The following is a 17245-nucleotide window of genomic DNA, read 5'->3' on the forward strand; positions in this document are numbered from 1 at the left end:
TCGCATGCTGGACGCTTTTGGGTCGATGGATGAGATCAGTAGCTCTCCACGACCTTGACCTCCTCCTCGGTGACCTCGCCGTCCACGATCCGGTAGGAGCGGAACTGGAAGGGGCCGGCGTCGTCGGTGTCCGCCGTGGAGACCAGGACGTAGTGCGCGCCGGGCTCGTTGGCGTAGGAGAGGTCGGTGCGGGAGGGGTAGGCCTCGGTCGCGGTGTGCGAGTGGTAGATGACGACGGGCTCCTCGTCCCGGTCGTCCATCTCGCGGTAGAGCTTCAGCAGATCGCCGGAGTCGAACTCGTAGAACGTGGGCGAGCGGGCCGCGTTGAGCATGGGGATGAAGCGCTCGGGGCGGCCGGTGCCGGCGGGGCCCGCGACGACGCCGCACGCCTCGTCGGGGTGGTCCTGGCGCGCGTGGGCGACGATCTGGTCGAACAGGGCCTCGGTGATGGTCAGCATGCTGGTCAGGATAGACAGAAGGGCCGTCCCGTACCGAGGCGTGGTACGAGACGGCCCGTATGCCGGACGTCCTGAGCGGTGGCCCGGGGGGCCGGGCGTCCGTGGTGGCGGTCAGCCGACCTTCTCGAGCTCCGGCTCGCGGCGTTCGGTGACCTGGGGGTTGCGTGCCTTGAGGACCATCCAGCCGACGCCCAGGGCGGCGGCCCAGCCGGCCATGACGTACAGGCAGACGCGGGAGTCCGCGTCGTAGGCGATCAGGCCGGTGACGAAGAGCAGGAACACGATGGCGATCCAGCTGCACACCGAGCCGCCCGGCGCCGGGAAGGACGAGGCGGGCAGCCGGCCCGCGACGACCGCGCGGCGGTAGAGGACGTGGCTGATCAGGATCATCAGCCAGGTCCAGATGCCGGCCGCGGTGGCGATGGACATGACGTAGCCGAAGGCCTTCTCCGGGACGACGTAGTTCAGGATCACGCCGATGCCCATGAAGAGCACGGAGATCGTGATGCCGAACGCGGGGGTCTTGGTGGAGGACAGCTTGCTGAAGACCTTGGGGGCCTCGCCGCTCTCGGCCAGGTTCCGCAGCATGCGGCCCGTGGAGTACATGCCCGAGTTGCAGGAGGACAGGGCGGCGGTGAGGACCACGAAGTTGACGATGCCGGCGCCGGCCGGGATGCCGATCTTGGCGAAGGCCGCGACGAAGGGGCTGACGCCCGGGGCGAACTCCGTCCACTTCACGACGCAGAGGATGACCGTGAGGGCACCGACGTAGAAGAGGGCGATGCGCCACGGGAGGGTGTTGATGGCCTTCGGGAGGGTCTTCTCGGGGTCCTCGGACTCGCCCGCGGTGACGCCGACGAGCTCCACGGCGAGGTAGGCGAACATGACACCCTGGAGGGTCATGAGCGACGAGCCGATGCCCTTGGGGAAGAAGCCGTCGAACGCCCAGAGGTTGCTGACGGCGGCGGTGTCACCGGCGGAGCTGAAACCGAAGGTCAGGACGCCGAGGCCGATCACGATCATGCCGATCAGGGCGGTGACCTTGACCATCGAGAACCAGAACTCGATCTCTCCGAAGAGCTTCACGGAGATCAGGTTCGCCACGAACAGGACGACCAGGAAGACCAGCGCGGTCACCCACTGGGGGACGTCCGGGAACCAGTAGTGGACGTAGATGGCGGCGGCCGTGAGCTCGGCCATGCCGGTGACCACCCACATCAGCCAGTACGTCCAGCCGGTGAAGTAGCCGAAGAACGGGCCGAGGAACTCGCGGGAGTACTCCGCGAAGGATCCCGAGACCGGGCGGTAGAGCAGGAGCTCGCCGAGCGCCCGCATGATGAAGAAGACGATGGCGCCCGCGAGGGCGTACATCAGGATGAGGCTGGGGCCGGCCTTGGCGATGTTCGCCCCGGCTCCCAGGAAGAGGCCGACGCCGATGGCGCCGCCGATCGCGATCATCTGGACCTGACGGCTGCCGAGCCCGCGCTCGTACCCCTCTTCGGGGGCGTCGCCGTTCACGGCCTCACTGCCGTCGTACTGCTTGTCGACCTGCGATGAGGTCATGTCTGGTGCGCCTTTCTCCATACCGGTACGAGCCAGTCCCTCGGCTTCGAATCGGCTTCCGATCCCCCCGGACAGGTGGAGCCTGCTGCCTGGCCGGCGATCCGCCGGCTGGTGGCGCACCCGGCGGGACGTGGGTGGTGTCCTGCCGGGCGGTCGTGAAGATTTATCACGGCGGCGGCGTTGATCGGCTACGGGTGATGTCGCGCAGAACACAGGAAGAACCGGACAAAACGATGAACCGCACCCCAAAGGGTGCGGTTTCGGTGACGCGATCGTTATTCGGATTTGAGCGTCCTCTGAGCGAACACTCAGGTTGTCGTGCCTGGTGAGGGGCCCTGCCGGATCAGGGCACGAGGGTGGCGACCAGGGTCTCCTGGAGGCCGCCCAGCCACAGGTACGCCATCACCATCGGCTTGCGCGGGTCCTCGTCGGGGAGGCGGTAGAGACGGTCCGTGTCGTCCTCGTCGACGACGTCGAGCCGCGAACCGATGGCCAGGCGCAGGTCGTTCAGGGCGCGCAGCCACTGCTCGGACTGCGCGGGGGTCAGCTCCAGGACCGCCCCGCCGTCACCGCCGGGCGTCAGCGCGTCCAGCGAGCGGATCACCGCGAGGGCGTTCTCCCGCTTGCCCGCGCGCAGGTCGTTCTCGGTGAAGCGGCGGAACTCGGCGGAGTGCGCCCGCTGCTCCTCGGCCCGCTCGGGCGTGTCGGCCGTGACGCCGGGGCCGCTGTAGGCGTCGGGGAACAGACGCCTGAGCACCGGGTCACTGGGGGGCTCGCTGGGGCCCTCGGCGAACAGCTCGGCGAGCGGATCGGCGGAGGCGTCCTCCGCGGGGCCGGGACCGATGAGCTCCAGGAGCTGGACGGCGAGGGAGCGGATGATGGAGATCTCGACCTCGTCGAGCGCGACGGCCGCGCCGCCGCCGGGGAGCGGTTCGAAGTGTCCTGGCATGGAGTGAGTTCGCTACTTCCGGTCCTGCGGGCGGTCGGTTGACAGGGGGCCGGCTACTTCCGGTCCTGCTGGAGGGTGGCCCACAGACCGTAGCCGTGCATGGCCTGCACGTCGCGCTCCATCTCCTCGCGCGTACCGCTGGAGACGACGGCCCGGCCCTTGTGGTGGACGTCCATCATCAGCTTGTTGGCCTTGTCCTTGGAGTAGCCGAAGTACGTCTGGAAGACATACGTCACGTAGCTCATGAGGTTGACCGGGTCGTTGTGGACGATCGTGACCCAGGGGACGTCCGGCTCGGGTACGGCGAAGACCTCCTCCGCCGACTCGGTCTTCTCGATCTCTAGAGGTGCGGGAGCCGTCACACCGCCCATGCTCCCACCACAGGGGGCCAGTCGCATAAACGACCCCGGCGACCGGGGTCCGGACGCCCGGGAACCGCCGCTCCCGACAGAAATCGTCAGACTGACGAAATGGGGGTACGATCCCGCCATGAACACAGCGGACCTTGGGTTGCCGGTGGCTGTTCCGTCTACGGCGCTCTTCACCGACCAGTACGAGCTGACGATGCTGCGGGCCGCGCTCGCGGCCGGGACCGCCGAGCGGCGCTCGGTCTTCGAGGTCTTCACCCGCCGTCTGCCCGAGGGGCGGCGCTACGGAGTGGTCGCGGGCACCGGACGCGTCCTGGACGCCGTCGAGAACTTCCGGTTCGACCCGGACGTCCTCGGCTTCCTGCGCGAACGCGGGATCGTGGACGAGCCGACCCTGGAGTGGCTCGCCTCCTACCGCTTCGGCGGGGACGTCTGGGGCTACCCCGAGGGCGAGGTGTACTTCCCGGGCTCCCCGATCCTGCGGGTCGAGGGCAGCTTCGCGGAGTGCGTGCTCCTGGAGACGGTGATCCTCTCGATCCTCAACCACGACTCCGCCATCGCGGCGGCCGCCTCCCGCATGTCCTCCGCCGCGGGCACCCGGCCGCTGATCGAGATGGGCGCCCGGCGCACCCACGAGCTGGCCGCGGTGGCCGCCTCACGGGCCGCGTACGTCGGCGGGTTCACCAGCACCTCCGACCTGGCCGCCGGTTTCCGCTACGGCATCCCGACCGTGGGCACCTCCGCGCACGCCTTCACCCTCCTGCACGACCACGAGCGGGACGCCTTCCGCGCCCAGGTGGACTCGCTGGGCCGCGGCACCACCCTGCTCGTGGACACCTACGACGTCGCCGAGGCGGTCCGCACGGCCGTCGAGGTCGCCGGGACCGGACTCGGCGCGGTGCGCATCGACTCCGGCGACCTGCTGCTCGTCGCCCACCGGGTGCGCCGGCAGCTCGACGAGCTGGGCGCGACCGAGACGAAGATCGTCGTGACCTCCGACCTCGACGAGTACGCCATCGCCTCGCTCGCGGCGGCCCCCGTGGACGCGTACGGCGTCGGCACCCAGCTGGTGACGGGATCCGGCCATCCGACGTGCTCGATGGTCTACAAGCTGGTCGCCCGCGCCGGGTCGGCCGACCCGCAGGCGCCGCTGGAGCCGGTGGCCAAGAAGTCCACGGGCGGCAAGACGTCCATCGGCGGCCGCAAGTGGGCCGCGCGCCGCCTGGACGAGCAGGGGGTCGCGGAGGCCGAGGTGATCGGCGTCGGACCGGTGCCCGCCGAGCTGGCCGACCGGCAGCTCCTGGTCCGGCTGGTCGAGGGCGGACAGGTCCGCTCCCGCGAGCCGCTGGACGTCGTGCGCGACCGGCACGCGGAGGCCCTCGCCCGGCTGCCGCTGTCGGCGACCCAGCTCTCGCGCGGCGAGCCGGTGATCCCCACCGAGTACGTCTGACCCGGACACCTCCGAATACGTCCGCCCCGGATCTGCATGCGTCCGCCCCGGACACCTCTGGGACGCCCGGGACGGGTGGTGCGGGCGTTACCGGAGTGGCACCGCGCATGAACCCTCGGTGAGCGGGAATGCAACGGCAGCGTGCCCGAGCGCGCCGCCGAAGCCGAACGCCCCCTCCCGCTCCACCCCGGAACTCTCTAGGCTCGGAAGTTCAACGGCCGGGCCCGCACCCTTGTCTGCCGCACCCATAGCCGAAGGACACAACCCATGCGCCGCGCCTTGATCGTCGTAGACGTGCAGAACGACTTCTGCGAGGGAGGCAGCCTCGCGGTGGCCGGGGGCGCCGACGTGGCCGCCGCCGTCACGGAGCTGATCGGGCAGGCCCCGGCCGGCTACCGGCACGTGGTCGCCACCCGCGACCTGCACATCGCTCCCGGGGGCCACTTCGCCGACAACCCCGACTACGTGCACTCCTGGCCCGCGCACTGCGTGGCCGGCACCGAGGGGGTGGGCTTCCACCCGAACTTCGCCCCCGCCGTGGCCTCCGGCGCGATCGACGCGGTCTTCGACAAGGGCGCCTACGCGGCGGCGTACAGCGGCTTCGAGGGCGCCGACGAGAACGGGCTGCCGCTGGGTGACTGGCTGCGCGCCCGCGGTATCGGGGAGGTGGACGTGGTCGGCATCGCGACCGACCACTGTGTGAAGGCCACCGCCCTGGACGCGGCGCGGCAGGGCTTCCGCACGACCGTCCTGCTGGACCTGACGGCCGGGGTGGCGGAGGAGACCACCCAGCGGGCGCTGGAGGAGATGCGCGCCGCGGGGGTCGAGCTCACGGGCAAGCCCGTGGTGTGACCGGGCCGCCCGGCCCCGCGGGACCGGGGCGCTCCCCCGTGGTCACGGCTGGGGTGCCGGGCGCCTGAGCAGGGTCCTGGCCGGGTGCCACAGCTCCTGGGTGAGCCCGGGGACACCGCTCTCGGGGGCCGTGCGCCATATGAGCCCGTCGGGATGGTGCAGGACCGCGGTGATCTCGTCGGGGGTGGGCGGGGCCGCGTTGCCCCGGAGGTAGACGGCGCGCAGGCCCAGGTTGCGCAGCCTGGTCAGGGCTCGGGCGCGGTTCGGGGCGAGGACCAGGAAGCGCACGCAGCCGCCCGCCGGACCCGCCGGGCTGGGCAGGTTCAGCGCCACCACGACGCTGCCGTTGGGCAGTCTGCAGAAACCTCCTGCGGCCATGCGGTCACACCCCCGTGTGTGTGGATGTCGATGTCGGTGTCAATAAGCCAGGCACAGGAGGCACCTAAACACGATCGGCGGCAACCCGCCAGGGGTTGCCGCCGATACGCTTCTGACCTGCGGAAATGCTGTTTACTTCACCGCGGGGCCGACCTTGAGGGAGATCGTCGAGCCGTCCTTGGCCTGCTTCACGATCTCGATCTTGGTGTTGGTGTCAGTGACCTCGACGCCACCGGTCGGGTTCCGGTTGTCGTAGTAGTCGCTGGTGTGGTCGTTGAAGACCGACACGCCCTTCGACGACGGGATCTTCGTGGCGACGTCCGCGCTGTGCAGCGTCATACCGCTCGTGCGGTACAGGCTGAACGGCGAGTCGTAGGCCTGGATGCGGTTGCGCATCAGCTTGCCGTTCTCCCACCACAGCGCCTTCGGGTGCGAGTCGACCGGAAGCGCGAGGCCGACACCCGGGTGCTGGCTGGTGTTGTTGTCCGCCTGCGAGGTGTCCCACTTCCAGATCATCAGGCCGGTCTGGTACGCGTAGTGCTCCACCCAGTCCGGACGGGTCGTCGAGAAGCCGAAGTTGTACGGGCCGACCTTGAGGGTCTTGTCGTACGAGACGTACTGGCGGTTCTCCGCGAGGTAGTACTGCGCGTAGTCCTTGGTGAACGAGGCGCCGATGCGGGAGAAGCCGGCGGCGGTCCAGGCGGCGTCGGCCGTCTCGGCGTTGTCCGAGAAGAGCGTGGCGCCGTCGGCGGTGACGGTGATCTCGTCGGCCGCGAAGCCCTTCTGCGCCACACCGCCGTCGCTCGTGTAGCGGAAGCGGAGGTCGAACTTCTTGCCCGCGTAGGCGTCGAGCGGGTACACCAGCTTCTTGTACGCGTCGACCGTGCCGGTGAGGACGGGCTTGTCGCTGCCGTCACGCGGGATGGCGGCGCCGTCCACCGTGCCGTCCAGGGCGGTCCAGTTGGCGCCGCCGTCGGTCGAGACCTCGGTGTAGAGGTAGTCGTAGTTCGCCTCGATGTCGTACCAGCCGTCGAGGGTCAGCTTCGCCGACGACTTGCCCGTGAGGTCCACGGAACGGGTCAGCGTGTTCTTCAGGTTGTTGGCGCTGCCGCTCCACCACTGGGACGAGCCCTGGGCGGGGTTGACGACCGTGGTCGTGACCGCCTTGTTCGGCAGGTCGACGACGAGCGCCTGCTTGTTCCAGGTGTTGTACTCGGCGACGCCCAGCTTGTGCGTGGACTGCTTGCCGGCCTTGGCGGTGTCGTAGTTCAGCCAGCCGAGCTGGAGCTTGTCCCAGGCGTTGAAGTCGCCGGGGAGGTCACCGATGGAGTCCTTGCCGGTACCGAGCCACGAACCGGAGGACATCAGGGTCCAGAAACCGGTGGAGTTGTCGCCGCCGGCGGTGTCGTAGTGGTCCGGCAGACCGAGGTCGTGGCCGTACTCGTGGGCGAAGACGCCGAGTCCGCCGTTCTCCGGCTGGACGGTGTAGTCGCCGACCCAGATGCCGGTGTCGCCGATCTGCGCGCCGCCGAGCTTGTTGTCCGCGGGACCCGTGGCGCCCGCGTCGGTGCCGAAGGCGTACCAGCGGTGGGCCCAGATCGCGTCGGTGCCCTGGACGCCGCCCCCGGCGGACTCGTCCTCACCGGCGTGCACGATCTGGAAGTGGTCGATGTAGCCGTCGGGCTCGTTGAAGTTGCCGTCGGCGTCGAAGTCGTAGCGGTCCCACTGGTCGAAGCCGGCCAGCTCCGTCTTGATGGCGGCGTCGGACTTGCCGGCCGCCTTCTGCTGGGCGACCCAGGCGGTGACACCGTCGCCGACGACGTTCCACACGCTCGGGCAGTTCGTGTCGCCGCAGGCGTTGTTGCCGTAACGCGCCTCGTTGTAGGGGACCTTGACCCAGTCGGCGACCTTGCCGTCCACCGAGTAGCGGCCCGAGGACTGCGCCTCGTAGAACTTCTTCATCGACTCGACGTTCTTGCCGGTGCCGAAGTAGAGGTCCTGGAAGTACTTCTGGTCGTAGTCCGCCCGCCAGGCCGTGCTGTTGTCCTTCTTGCGGTCCGGCTTGGCGATCGTGTTGTGCAGCGGACCGGCGGTGCCGCCGTACTTCGGGTCCGTCTTGTCGCCGAACTCGACCAGGATCGTGAAGATCTTGTCGGTCTTCTCGCGGCCGAGTTCGACGTACTTGCTGTCGCCCTTCTTGCTCTTGAGCTGGACGACCTGCGAGCCGTTGCGCTTCTGCACCTTGGCGTCGCCGGATATCACCTGGTTCAGCGCCTCCTGGCGCTGGGCGTCCTGGGTCTTGCTCAGCGGGCCCTCGAGGTCGTGGTCGACCGTGTTCCTGACCGGCTGGGGGTCGTGGCGGTCCACGACGGGTGACGCGGCGGCCGAGTCGGCCTGCGCCACGGCGTACGTCGAGAACGTGGCGGTGGCCGCCGCGAGGGCGACGCCCACCGCGGCCGCTCTGAACGTCCATGGTCTGTTGGTCACTTGATGTCCTCCCCCGCGCACGTTCGCGCGGAGGGGGTTCCGGGTCATGGAGGTCCGCGCGCGTCTACGCGATTCAAGTGACGACATTTGACCGGAGTTACAGAAGAAAAAACAGATCTTGACTTGAACCTGGCAAGTGCATTATGCGGAGCACCAGTTCGGTATCCGGACGGCTCCGAAACCTCTCGACAGGCGCGCCTTCAGGCCTACTTGAGAGGGTCGGTGAATCCGTGCGCCCCCCGTGCACCGGCACCGTGGGTAAGGTCACGCTTACCGGACGTTCCACTCGGGCATGCAGGCGAATAGAGTCGATCGGCGAAGCGTCGGGAACCGGCGGACAGCCGCGTCGACACCGTTGTCCCACCCCGACATCCATCCGCCCCCTCCCCCACCGCGAGAGGCACCGGGGGGAGAACCCCCATCCGAGGACACGATTGCCATGCCTCGTCCGACCGCCGCACAGCTCGCCTACGGTTCCTGCACCGTGATCTTCTCCACCCTCGCCATGCTGCTGCTGTCACAGACGAGTTCGAGTCTGGGGATCGTGCTGATCACCCTCTCGGCGCTCGCTCTCGGACTGCTGGTGGCCATGACGGTCCCGCTGCCGAAGCCCGGAGCCGAGGCCGTCGTCCACGAGCGAGTGCCGGCGCGGCGCGAGACCGCGTCCGTGTCCGCCTCCGTGTCCTCCGTCTCCTCCGTGTCCTCCGCGCCCGAGCCGGTGCGCGAACCCGCGGGGCCCGAAGCCGCGTAGGCGCCGGCACACCCGTTCTCCTGCGGACCGGCGACGCCCCGGGCGCCTCGGTCCCGTACCCGAACGGCGGTTCCGTGGTCCGCGGAACCGCCGTTCCGGTGTGCGCCCCGCGCCCTGTCCGGCGTCCGTCAGCCGGTGTCGACCACCACCGTCTTGGCCGCCTTGTCGTGCAGGCCCTGCTTGTAAGGCTTGTCGAAGAAGCTCCAGCCGCCCGCGATCGCCGTCCAGACGCAGAAGCAGCAGAACGCGAACGGGATCCACAGCACCAGGGCGCGGACCAGCGAGGTCTGCACGGAGGGCGTGGAGCCGTTGTCGAGGTCGGCGACCCGGTGGTTGAACAGCCGCTTGCCGAAGGTCTGCCCCGTCTTGCTGATCATGACGGTGTCGTAGGTCACGTAGAGCACCGCGGCCACCAGGGACTGCCCGAGCGACTTGCCGTAGTCGATCCGGTTCGAGTCCACGTCGTACTCGGTGACCCCGATCGCCCAGGACAGCAGCCACACCACGAGGCCCACCAGGATCATGTCCAGGATCCTGGCCAGCACCCGCTTCCCGCTGTCCGCGAGCGGCGGCATCCCGGCGAGCGGGTCGCCTCCGTAGGGCCCCCCGCCGCCATAGGGGGCGCCGCTCCCCGGGGGCGGGCCGTCGCCCCCGCCGTAGGGTCCGCCGCCGAACGGGGGCGGCTCGCTGCCGTAGGGCGGAGTGCGGTCGCCGGACGGGGGCGGCGGGTCGTACGGGGAACCCGTGCCCTCACCGGGCGGCGGCTGCTTCTTGAACGGGTCGTCGTCCGGTGGCCTGCCGGGGCCCGGGGGCGGCGGTTCGCTGCTCATGGCCCGAGTCGACCGCGAACCCCCCGGCTCCGCATCCGGCGAAGGGCCGTCCGGAGTACCGGATCACCGGGCGGGGCCCGCCACGAAGGTGTGCGCCGCCTTGTCGTGCCAGCCCTGGTTCCAGGGCTTGTCGAACAGACACCACACGACGCCGAAGAGACCGACGACCAGCAGGGACGGCACGCTGAGGACGAGCCAGCGGCCGAGCGCCCTTCCGAAGGCGGGCGGTTCGTGACCCTCTATGTCGCGCACCTCGATGCCGCACAGCTTCTTGCCGAGGGTACGGCCCCACCTGACGGTGGGCAGGACTTCGTAGAGGACGCCGAAGACGAGCAGCACGGCGAGGACGGCGCCGAGGCAGGAGGCGGTCGTGGCGTCGAGGAGCCAGACGGTGACCTTCTCGCCGGACAGCTTGGCCGTCTCGATCTTCTCGTCGATGTGGTCGACGGCCATGGTGCCCAGCGGTACGGCCGCCGCCGCGGTGACGCCCGCGATGACGACGGTGTCCAGCAGCCGGGCGGCCAGCCGCCGGCCGAGACCGGCCGGGCGGGCCGCCGCCTGCCGGCGCGCGGCGGCCTGGAAGGGGTCCTCGACCGGCGGCTTCCACGGCGCGACGCGCTGTCCCTCGTCGGCGGGGTCGCCCGCGAGCTGGTGCACCTGCTGGGCCCAGGAGGGCTGACCGCCCCCGGCCCCGGAGGCCATGGGGGTGGATCCGCCGGGCTGTTGGGGAACGACGGGGGCGGAGGCGGCGGCCTGGGCACCGGCGCCCGGGGGAACGGCACCCTGGCCGGCTCCGGGCGACGCGGTGGAGGCGGCCGACGGGCCGGCCGTCGGGCCTCCCGTGCGTGCGCCGGAGGGGTCGGCCCCCGGTACGGCGGACGGACCGGCCCCGGCAGCCGGTCCGGACGCGGCCGACGGCCCCGACGCGGCAGGTGCCGCGGGCCACTCGGGCGCCCCAGGGCCGGGGGCGGTGGACGACCCGGAGGCGGCCGGTGCCGTGGAGGGGCCGGGCGTGGTGGACACGTCCGGCACACCCGTCGGGGCCGTGCCCCCGGCCTGCCCCTCCGTACGCGGGGAGGGCGCGCGGAACACCGGGGCGTCGGCGGCGGACGCGGGGTCCGGACCGGCCTCACCGGTACGGCTCGTACCGCCCCCCGCGTCCTTCGGCCCCCCGGACGGCACCGGCCTGTTCGGTCTGCGGAAGACCACGGGCCCCGCGGACGCCGGAGGCGGGGAGGCGGTGCCGGAGTCGGCGGGCGGGATCGTCGTCGTGCCGTCCGCGCGGGCCGACGCCCCCTCCGGCTGGCTCACCGCGTCGGCGGGTCCCGCGACACGCGGGTCACGGGTCTCGGACGTCCCGGGCGAGCCCCAGGACACCCGGCGGTCCTGGCCGCCGCCGAAACCGGACTGCCGGGAACGGTCGGCGCCCCACGAGGCGGCGGGTCCGGGCCGGCTGCCGTGCTGGGAGTCGGCGGAAGCGGCGCGCCGGGGCTGCGGGTCCTCGTCGAAGAAGTGCGGACCCGTCTCCTCCACGGCGGGGGCGCCCGACTGCCCGCGCGGGTCCGGGAGTTCGGGGGACGACGCCGGAGCGGGCACGTGCGCGGGACGCGCGCCGGGCGGCGGGGAGAGCGCCTCGCCGCCCGACGGCGCCGGGCGGCTCGTGCCCGGCACCCAGGCGGCACCGTTCCAGTACCGGACGTATCCAGGGATGGAGGGGTCCGGGTAATACCCTTCGCGGGGCCTGTCTTCACCGGGGGCCGGGGTTGGGGCGCTCATGTCCGTCGTCCCGTATCTGCTCGGGGGTCGTGTGGGACGTCCACATCTACCAGACCCGCGCACGCGTCACGGCCGGTCCGGCCGTACCCACTCCTTTCGGGCAACGTTGCGCCCCCTCTCCCGGCCGGACGCCCGGGGCCGTACCGCGGTGTGCCCGAAGGGACGCGGGAACGGCCCGAAAGAATTCTCCGAACCCGCGTAATGGTCGCGGCGCGGGGCGCTCTCCACTCGTACGGGCCCGTCCGCAGGAGCCCGTACGACGAAGGGAAGGGCATCGACATGCACACCGTGGTGGAACGCGAACTGGAACTTCATCTCGTCCTGTCGCCCGAACACAGCATCCCGGTTCCGGCGCGCCTGAGTTACCGCGCCGACGACCCGTACGCCGTCCGCATCTCCTTCCACGTCCACTCCGACCGTCCCGTCAACTGGACCTTCGCCCGCGAGCTGCTCGTCGAGGGGGTGTTCCGGCCGTGCGGTCACGGCGACGTACGGGTGTGGCCGACGAAGGTCGGCGGCCGCGGCGTCGTCCTGATGGCGCTGAGCTCGCCGCACGGAGAAGCGCTGCTCGAAGCGCCCGCCGCGCAGATCACCGCCTGGCTGGAGCGCACCCTCAGGGCGGTCCCGCCGGGCACCGAGGCCGGGCAGCTCGGCATGGACGCCGGTCTGGCCGAACTGCTCGCGCCGTCCCCGCGGCTCCCGGCCCCGCTCGACCGGACGGGAGCGCCGTCCCCCGACGACCTGTGGCTGCGCGACCCCTGGCCCTCCGACGAGTCGGCGGACGACGAGCGGTCCTGACGGACCGGCGGACGGCCGGCACCGGGTCCTCAGAACAGCTTGCCGGGGTTCAGCAGGCCCAGCGGGTCGAAGGCCGCCTTGACCGCCCGCTGCATCTCCATGCCCACCGGGCCGAGCTCGCGGGCCAGCCACTCCTTCTTCAGCACGCCCACGCCGTGCTCGCCGGTGATCGTGCCGCCGAGTTCCAGGCCGAGGGCCATGATCTCGTCGAAGGACTCGCGGGCGCGCCGGGACTCGTCGGGATCGGTTGCGTCGAAGCAGACGGTGGGGTGCGTGTTGCCGTCGCCCGCGTGCGCGCAGACGCCGATGGTCAGCGCGTACTTCTCCGCCACGCGCTCGATGCCGTCGAGCATGTCGCCGAGCCGGGAGCGCGGGACGCACACGTCGTCGATCATCGTGGTGCCCTTGACCGCTTCGAGCGCGGTGAGCGACAACCGCCGCGCCTGGAGCAGGAGTTCGGATTCGGCGGCGTCCTCGGCGGGGACCACCTGGGTCGCGCCGGCGGCCTCGCAGAGGGCGCCCACCAGGGCGAGGTCGGCCGCCGGGTCGTGGGTGTCGAAGGCGGCGAGCAGCAGCGCCTCGGTGGTCTCCGGGAGGCCCATGTGCGCGAGGTCGTTGACGGCCTTGACGGTCGTACGGTCCATCAGTTCGAGCAGGGAGGGGACGTGACCGCCCTCCATGATCCTGCACACGGCGTCGCACGCGGCCCGCGCCGAGGCGAACTCGGCGGCCAGGACGAGCTGTCGGGGCGGCTGCGGCCTCAGCGCGAGGACCGCCCGTACGACGATGCCGAGGGATCCCTCGGAGCCCACGAAGAGGCGGGTGAGGTCGTAGCCGGCGACGCCCTTGGCGGTCCTGCGCCCGGTGGACATCAGCCGCCCGTCGGCGAGGACGACGTCCAGGCCGAGGACGTACTCGGCGGTCACCCCGTACTTCACGCAGCACAGGCCGCCGGAGGCCGTGCCGATGTTGCCGCCGATGGTGCACGTCTCCCAGCTGGAGGGGTCCGGCGGGTAGTACAGGCCGTGTTCGCCCACGGCGCGGGAGAGCGCGGCGTTGACGACGCCGGGTTCGACGACGGCGACGCGGTCGACCGGGTTGATCTCCAGGATGCGGTCCATCTTCACCAGGGACAGCACCACGCAGCCGTCGGTGGCGTTGGCCGCCCCGGACAGACCGGTGCGGGCGCCCTGCGGGACGACGGGGACGCGCAGTTCGGTCGCGACGCGCATGACGTGCTGGACCTGTTCGACCGTGCGCGGCAGGACGACCACGGCGGGTGCGCCCGCCTCGCAGAAGCTCGCCATGTCGTTGGCGTAGGAGGCCGTGACGTCCGGGTCTGTGAGGACGGCGTCGGCCGGCAGTCCGCTCAGCAGACGGCCGGTGAGGCCGCCGGCGGCTGCCGTGTCCTCGTCGCGCGGGGCTTCGGTACGGCTCATGATCACAGGGTCGCACCCGGGGCCATCGGTGTGAACCCATTCGCGCGGGGCTTCGCGTGCCCGGGTGCGGTCTTCGTATTGACGCACAGTGAGCGGCATGGAGATCGAAGAGGGACGGCCGGTGCCGGCCGGGTCCGAAGGCCCGGTGTCCGCCGGCGCGCGGTCCGACGAGCCCGTCGGCGAGCGGTCCCGGGGGGCTTCCGGCCCGCGCCGCTCCCCGCTCGCCCGGCGCTCGCTGATCGGAGCGGTGGCCGGCTGTGCCGTGCTCGGCGGCGTGCTGGTGCTGCTGCCCTCCTTGGACGGGGGCGGAGCGCCGCGGCCCGCCGCGGGTCCGGTGGCGCGGGCGGCGAGCGCGGTGGGGGCCGGGACGCCCGCGGCGCTGCCCGATCTGGCCGCGCTCATCGACGACCACGAGTCCCGGGTGCGGGCGCGTCCGCGCGACGACGTGTCGTGGGCGGTGCTGGGCGCCGCGTACACGGAGCGGGGGCGGCGGACGGCCGCGCCCGCGTACTACCCGAAGGCCGAGAAGGCGCTGCGGACCTCGCTGGACCTGCGCTCCGGCGGCAACGTGGCGGCGCTGGAGGGGCTGGCCTCGCTCGCGGGGGCGCGGGGCGACTTCCGGACGGCGAAGCGGTGGGGCGAGGCCGCGGTGAAGCTGGCGCCGAAGCGGTGGACGGCGTATCCGGCGCTCATCGACGCGTACACCGGGCTCGGCGACCACAAGGCCGTGGACGGGGCCCTCGGCAAGCTGCTCGCGCTGCGCCCCGGGCCCGCGGGGCGGGGCATCGCCGCGCGGGTGTACCGGGACCGCGGGCAGCGCGAGGACGCCGCGGCGGCGGTCTCGGACGCGGCGGCGGGCACGGCCACCCCGTCCGGACGGGCGGCCCTGCTGGCGCAGGCCGGTGACCTCGCGTGGGAGCGCGGTGACCGCGAGGAGTCCCTGGAGCACTACCGGGCGGCGCTGAGGACCGACGCGGACGCGGACGGCGCGCTGGCCGGGCAGGGGCGCGCGCTGGTGGCGCTGGGGCGCACGTCGGAGGCGCTGAGCACGTACCGGGAGGCGCTCGCCGAGCGGCCCGTGCCGCGTCACGCGCTGGAGCTGGGCGAGCTGTACGAGAGTCTCGGGCTCGTCGGGGCGGCGCGCGTGCAGTACGACCTGCTGCGGGAGCTGGTGCGGCGGGAGAGCGCCGAGGGGGTGGACGACGCGCTGGTCCTCGGGCTCCTGGAGGCGGACCACGGCGACCCGCGGGCCGCGGTGCGGGGGCTGCGCGCGGAGTGGCGGCGGCAGCCCGGCATCGCGGTGGCGGACGCGCTGGGATGGGCGCTGCACCGTGCCGGGGAGGACCGGGAGGCGCTCGGCTTCGCCCTGCGGGCGACGGACAAGGAGCGCGGGGGCGGTGTGCGCAGTGCGCTGTACGCGTACCACCGGGGGCAGATCGAGCGTGATCTGGGGCTGGCAGGTCCGGCCCGCCGGCACCTCACGGAGGCGTTGCGGATCAATCCGTACTTCTCGCCGCTGCTGGCGCCCGCGGCCCAGGAAGCCCTGAGGACGCTGGGCGAGCCGCCCGCGGGGGGCCCGCCGGAGGAGTCGGGGGAGTCGGGGGAGTCGGGGGAGTCGGGTGGGGCGGGTGGGTCGGGTGAGTCGGGTGCGTCGGGTGACGAGGAGCGGTCCGCGCCGTCGGACCCGTCGGTCGCACCAGCCGCACCGGCCGTGCCGGGGCAGCCGACGGCGCGCTGAGCACCCGCGCGAGCGTGTACGGCGGACGCCTGGAGGGGCGTGACCGGTGCGTGCCGGAACGGACCTGACCGGCGGACGCCGTCCTGGCGTCCGCCTGACGGATGAGGCCGGACAGATGGAGACCGGACAGATGCGGCCGGGCAGATGAGGACCGGCCGGCGGGCCTTCGGGGAGGGCCCGCCGCACGGGTCGTCAGAGGTTGCCGCGCTTCTCCTGCTCGCGCTCGATCGCCTCGAAGAGGGCCTTGAAGTTGCCCTTGCCGAAGCCCATCGAACCGTGCCGCTCGATGATCTCGAAGAAGACGGTCGGACGGTCCTGGACCGGCTTGGTGAAGATCTGGAGCAGGTAGCCGTCCTCGTCGCGGTCGGCGAGGATCTTCAGCTCGCGCAGGGTCTCGACGGGGACGCGGGTGTCGCCGACCCACTCGCCGAGCGTGTCGTAGTACGAGTCCGGGGTGTCCAGGAACTGGACGCCGGCCGCGCGCATGGTGCGCACCGTGCGCACGATGTCGTTGGTGTTCAGCGCGATGTGCTGGACGCCGGCGCCGCCGTAGAACTCCAGGTACTCGTCGATCTGGGACTTCTTCTTGGCGATGGCGGGCTCGTTGATCGGGAACTTGACCTTGAGCGTGCCGTCGGCCACGACCTTCGACATCAGCGCGCTGTACTCGGTCGCGATGTCGTCGCCCACGAACTCCTTCATGTTCGTGAAGCCCATGACCTTGTTGTAGAAGCCGACCCACTCGTTCATCCGGCCGAGCTCGACGTTGCCCACGCAGTGGTCGATGGCCTGGAAGGTGCGGTGGGCGGGCGGCTCGACGATCGGGGCGGCGGCCACGTACCCGGGCAGGTAGGGGCCCTCGTAACCGCGTCGCTCGACGAGCGTGTGGCGGGTCTTGCCGTACGTGGCGATCGCGGCGAGGACGACCGTGCCGTTCTCGTCCTTCAGCTCGTAGGGCTCGGCGATCGAGCGGGCGCCGTGCTCGACGGCGTAGGCATACGCGGCGCGGGCGTCCGGGACCTCGATGGCGAGGTCGACGACGCCGTCGCCGTGCTCCGCCACGTGTTCGGCCAGGAAGTGGCCCCAGGGGGTGGCGGGCTTGATCACCGAGGTGAACACGAAGCGCGCCGAGCCGTTCTCGAGGACGTACGACGCCGTCTCGCGGCTGCCGTTCTCCGGTCCGGAGTACGCGACGAGCCGCATGCCGAAGGCCGTGGAGTAGTAGTGGGCGGCCTGCTTGGCGTTGCCGACGGCGAAGACGACCGCGTCCATTCCCTTGACCGGGAAGGGATCGGCCTGCCGGGCGGTGTCGGGAGTGTCGTGTGTGGTCTGCGTCATGGCCGCAGGCTCCCTCCGTTCCGCAAGGTGCGCAATAGTTCGCCCGTCGGCTGTGCAATATGTTCAGCTG

15 protein-coding genes are annotated in these 17245 nt (G+C 71.6%); 5 read left to right on the plus strand and 10 right to left on the minus strand.

The features are described from left to right. Positions 1–35 precede the first annotated feature (35 nt). From ACFW6B_RS01725 to clpS, 4 genes are all read right to left on the minus strand, one after another. Positions 36–458 carry a Mov34/MPN/PAD-1 family protein gene (locus tag ACFW6B_RS01725; protein ID WP_386591285.1) on the minus strand — a complete coding sequence of 141 codons (423 nt, stop codon included), beginning with the start codon at positions 456–458 and terminating at the stop codon, positions 36–38. Between the two features lie 111 nt (positions 459–569). After that, entirely contained in the window at positions 570–2021 is a 1452-nt protein-coding gene (locus tag ACFW6B_RS01730) for an amino acid permease (RefSeq protein ID WP_386591286.1), read from the minus strand. Positions 2022–2364: 343 nt separating this feature from the next. Continuing rightward, entirely contained in the window at positions 2365–2970 is a 606-nt protein-coding gene (locus ACFW6B_RS01735; protein WP_386591287.1) for a DUF2017 domain-containing protein, read from the minus strand. Positions 2971–3023: 53 nt separating this feature from the next. Continuing rightward, complete coding sequence (clpS, locus tag ACFW6B_RS01740; protein ID WP_386591288.1) at positions 3024–3341, minus strand: ATP-dependent Clp protease adapter ClpS; 318 nt, start codon at positions 3339–3341, stop codon at positions 3024–3026. 118 nt (positions 3342–3459) lie between these two features. On the opposite strand from clpS, the gene ACFW6B_RS01745 reads away from it, so the two are divergent. Continuing rightward, entirely contained in the window at positions 3460–4788 is a 1329-nt protein-coding gene (locus tag ACFW6B_RS01745; RefSeq protein ID WP_386591289.1) for a nicotinate phosphoribosyltransferase, read from the plus strand. 267 nt (positions 4789–5055) lie between these two features. Beyond that, positions 5056–5640: an isochorismatase family protein gene (locus ACFW6B_RS01750; RefSeq protein ID WP_386591290.1), complete on the plus strand. Its 585-nt coding sequence runs from the start codon at positions 5056–5058 to the stop codon at positions 5638–5640. Positions 5641–5682: 42 nt separating this feature from the next. On the opposite strand, the gene ACFW6B_RS01755 is transcribed toward ACFW6B_RS01750, so the two are convergent. Both ACFW6B_RS01755 and ACFW6B_RS01760 read right to left on the minus strand, forming a co-directional pair. Next, entirely contained in the window at positions 5683–6018 is a 336-nt protein-coding gene (locus ACFW6B_RS01755; protein ID WP_386591291.1) for a hypothetical protein, read from the minus strand. A 132-nt stretch (positions 6019–6150) separates the two neighbouring features. Next, the gene (locus ACFW6B_RS01760) at positions 6151–8505 is read right to left on the minus strand and encodes an immune inhibitor A domain-containing protein (RefSeq protein WP_386591292.1); all 2355 of its coding nucleotides are present in this window, start codon (positions 8503–8505) and stop codon (positions 6151–6153) included. 439 nt (positions 8506–8944) lie between these two features. On the opposite strand from ACFW6B_RS01760, the gene ACFW6B_RS01765 reads away from it, so the two are divergent. After that, positions 8945–9256, plus strand: coding sequence for a hypothetical protein (locus ACFW6B_RS01765; RefSeq protein WP_386591293.1), 312 nt, complete (start codon positions 8945–8947; stop codon positions 9254–9256). 128 nt (positions 9257–9384) lie between these two features. Here ACFW6B_RS01765 and ACFW6B_RS01770 read toward each other — a convergent pair whose 3' ends face one another. Together ACFW6B_RS01770 and ACFW6B_RS01775 are read right to left on the minus strand one after the other, a co-directional pair. Beyond that, positions 9385–10086, minus strand: a complete 702-nt coding sequence (locus ACFW6B_RS01770) for an RDD family protein (protein ID WP_386591294.1) — start codon at positions 10084–10086, stop codon at positions 9385–9387. 63 nt (positions 10087–10149) lie between these two features. Continuing rightward, positions 10150–11862, minus strand: coding sequence for an RDD family protein (locus tag ACFW6B_RS01775; RefSeq protein WP_386591295.1), 1713 nt, complete (start codon positions 11860–11862; stop codon positions 10150–10152). A 279-nt stretch (positions 11863–12141) separates the two neighbouring features. On the opposite strand from ACFW6B_RS01775, the gene ACFW6B_RS01780 reads away from it, so the two are divergent. After that, the gene (locus ACFW6B_RS01780) at positions 12142–12660 is read left to right on the plus strand and encodes an SsgA family sporulation/cell division regulator (RefSeq protein WP_386591296.1); all 519 of its coding nucleotides are present in this window, start codon (positions 12142–12144) and stop codon (positions 12658–12660) included. A 29-nt stretch (positions 12661–12689) separates the two neighbouring features. On the opposite strand, the gene ACFW6B_RS01785 is transcribed toward ACFW6B_RS01780, so the two are convergent. Continuing rightward, positions 12690–14105, minus strand: coding sequence for an FAD-binding oxidoreductase (locus ACFW6B_RS01785; RefSeq protein WP_386591297.1), 1416 nt, complete (start codon positions 14103–14105; stop codon positions 12690–12692). A gap of 91 nt (positions 14106–14196) precedes the next feature. Between ACFW6B_RS01785 and ACFW6B_RS01790 the strand changes: the two genes are divergently transcribed. Further along, complete coding sequence (locus ACFW6B_RS01790) at positions 14197–15837, plus strand: tetratricopeptide repeat protein (protein WP_386591298.1); 1641 nt, start codon at positions 14197–14199, stop codon at positions 15835–15837. 192 nt (positions 15838–16029) lie between these two features. On the opposite strand, the gene hppD is transcribed toward ACFW6B_RS01790, so the two are convergent. Then, positions 16030–17175 carry a 4-hydroxyphenylpyruvate dioxygenase gene (gene hppD, locus ACFW6B_RS01795; RefSeq protein ID WP_386591299.1) on the minus strand — a complete coding sequence of 382 codons (1146 nt, stop codon included), beginning with the start codon at positions 17173–17175 and terminating at the stop codon, positions 16030–16032. Positions 17176–17245: the final 70 nt, after the last annotated feature.

The sequence above is a fragment of the Streptomyces sp. NPDC058751 genome (genome assembly GCF_042746485.1).
GTDB lineage: Bacteria > Actinomycetota > Actinomycetes > Streptomycetales > Streptomycetaceae > Streptomyces.

Coding starts and splice junctions, on each gene's coding strand:
- ACFW6B_RS01725 (WP_386591285.1), bottom strand. CDS start 458: ATGCTGACCATCACCGAGGCCCTGTTCGACCAGATCGTCGCCCACGCG.
- ACFW6B_RS01730 (WP_386591286.1), bottom strand. CDS start 2,021: ATGACCTCATCGCAGGTCGACAAGCAGTACGACGGCAGTGAGGCCGTG.
- ACFW6B_RS01735 (WP_386591287.1), bottom strand. CDS start 2,970: ATGCCAGGACACTTCGAACCGCTCCCCGGCGGCGGCGCGGCCGTCGCG.
- clpS (WP_386591288.1), bottom strand. CDS start 3,341: ATGGGCGGTGTGACGGCTCCCGCACCTCTAGAGATCGAGAAGACCGAG.
- ACFW6B_RS01745 (WP_386591289.1), top strand. CDS start 3,460: ATGAACACAGCGGACCTTGGGTTGCCGGTGGCTGTTCCGTCTACGGCG.
- ACFW6B_RS01750 (WP_386591290.1), top strand. CDS start 5,056: ATGCGCCGCGCCTTGATCGTCGTAGACGTGCAGAACGACTTCTGCGAG.
- ACFW6B_RS01755 (WP_386591291.1), bottom strand. CDS start 6,018: ATGGCCGCAGGAGGTTTCTGCAGACTGCCCAACGGCAGCGTCGTGGTG.
- ACFW6B_RS01765 (WP_386591293.1), top strand. CDS start 8,945: ATGCCTCGTCCGACCGCCGCACAGCTCGCCTACGGTTCCTGCACCGTG.
- ACFW6B_RS01770 (WP_386591294.1), bottom strand. CDS start 10,086: ATGAGCAGCGAACCGCCGCCCCCGGGCCCCGGCAGGCCACCGGACGAC.
- ACFW6B_RS01775 (WP_386591295.1), bottom strand. CDS start 11,862: ATGAGCGCCCCAACCCCGGCCCCCGGTGAAGACAGGCCCCGCGAAGGG.
- ACFW6B_RS01780 (WP_386591296.1), top strand. CDS start 12,142: ATGCACACCGTGGTGGAACGCGAACTGGAACTTCATCTCGTCCTGTCG.
- ACFW6B_RS01790 (WP_386591298.1), top strand. CDS start 14,197: ATGGAGATCGAAGAGGGACGGCCGGTGCCGGCCGGGTCCGAAGGCCCG.
- hppD (WP_386591299.1), bottom strand. CDS start 17,175: ATGACGCAGACCACACACGACACTCCCGACACCGCCCGGCAGGCCGAT.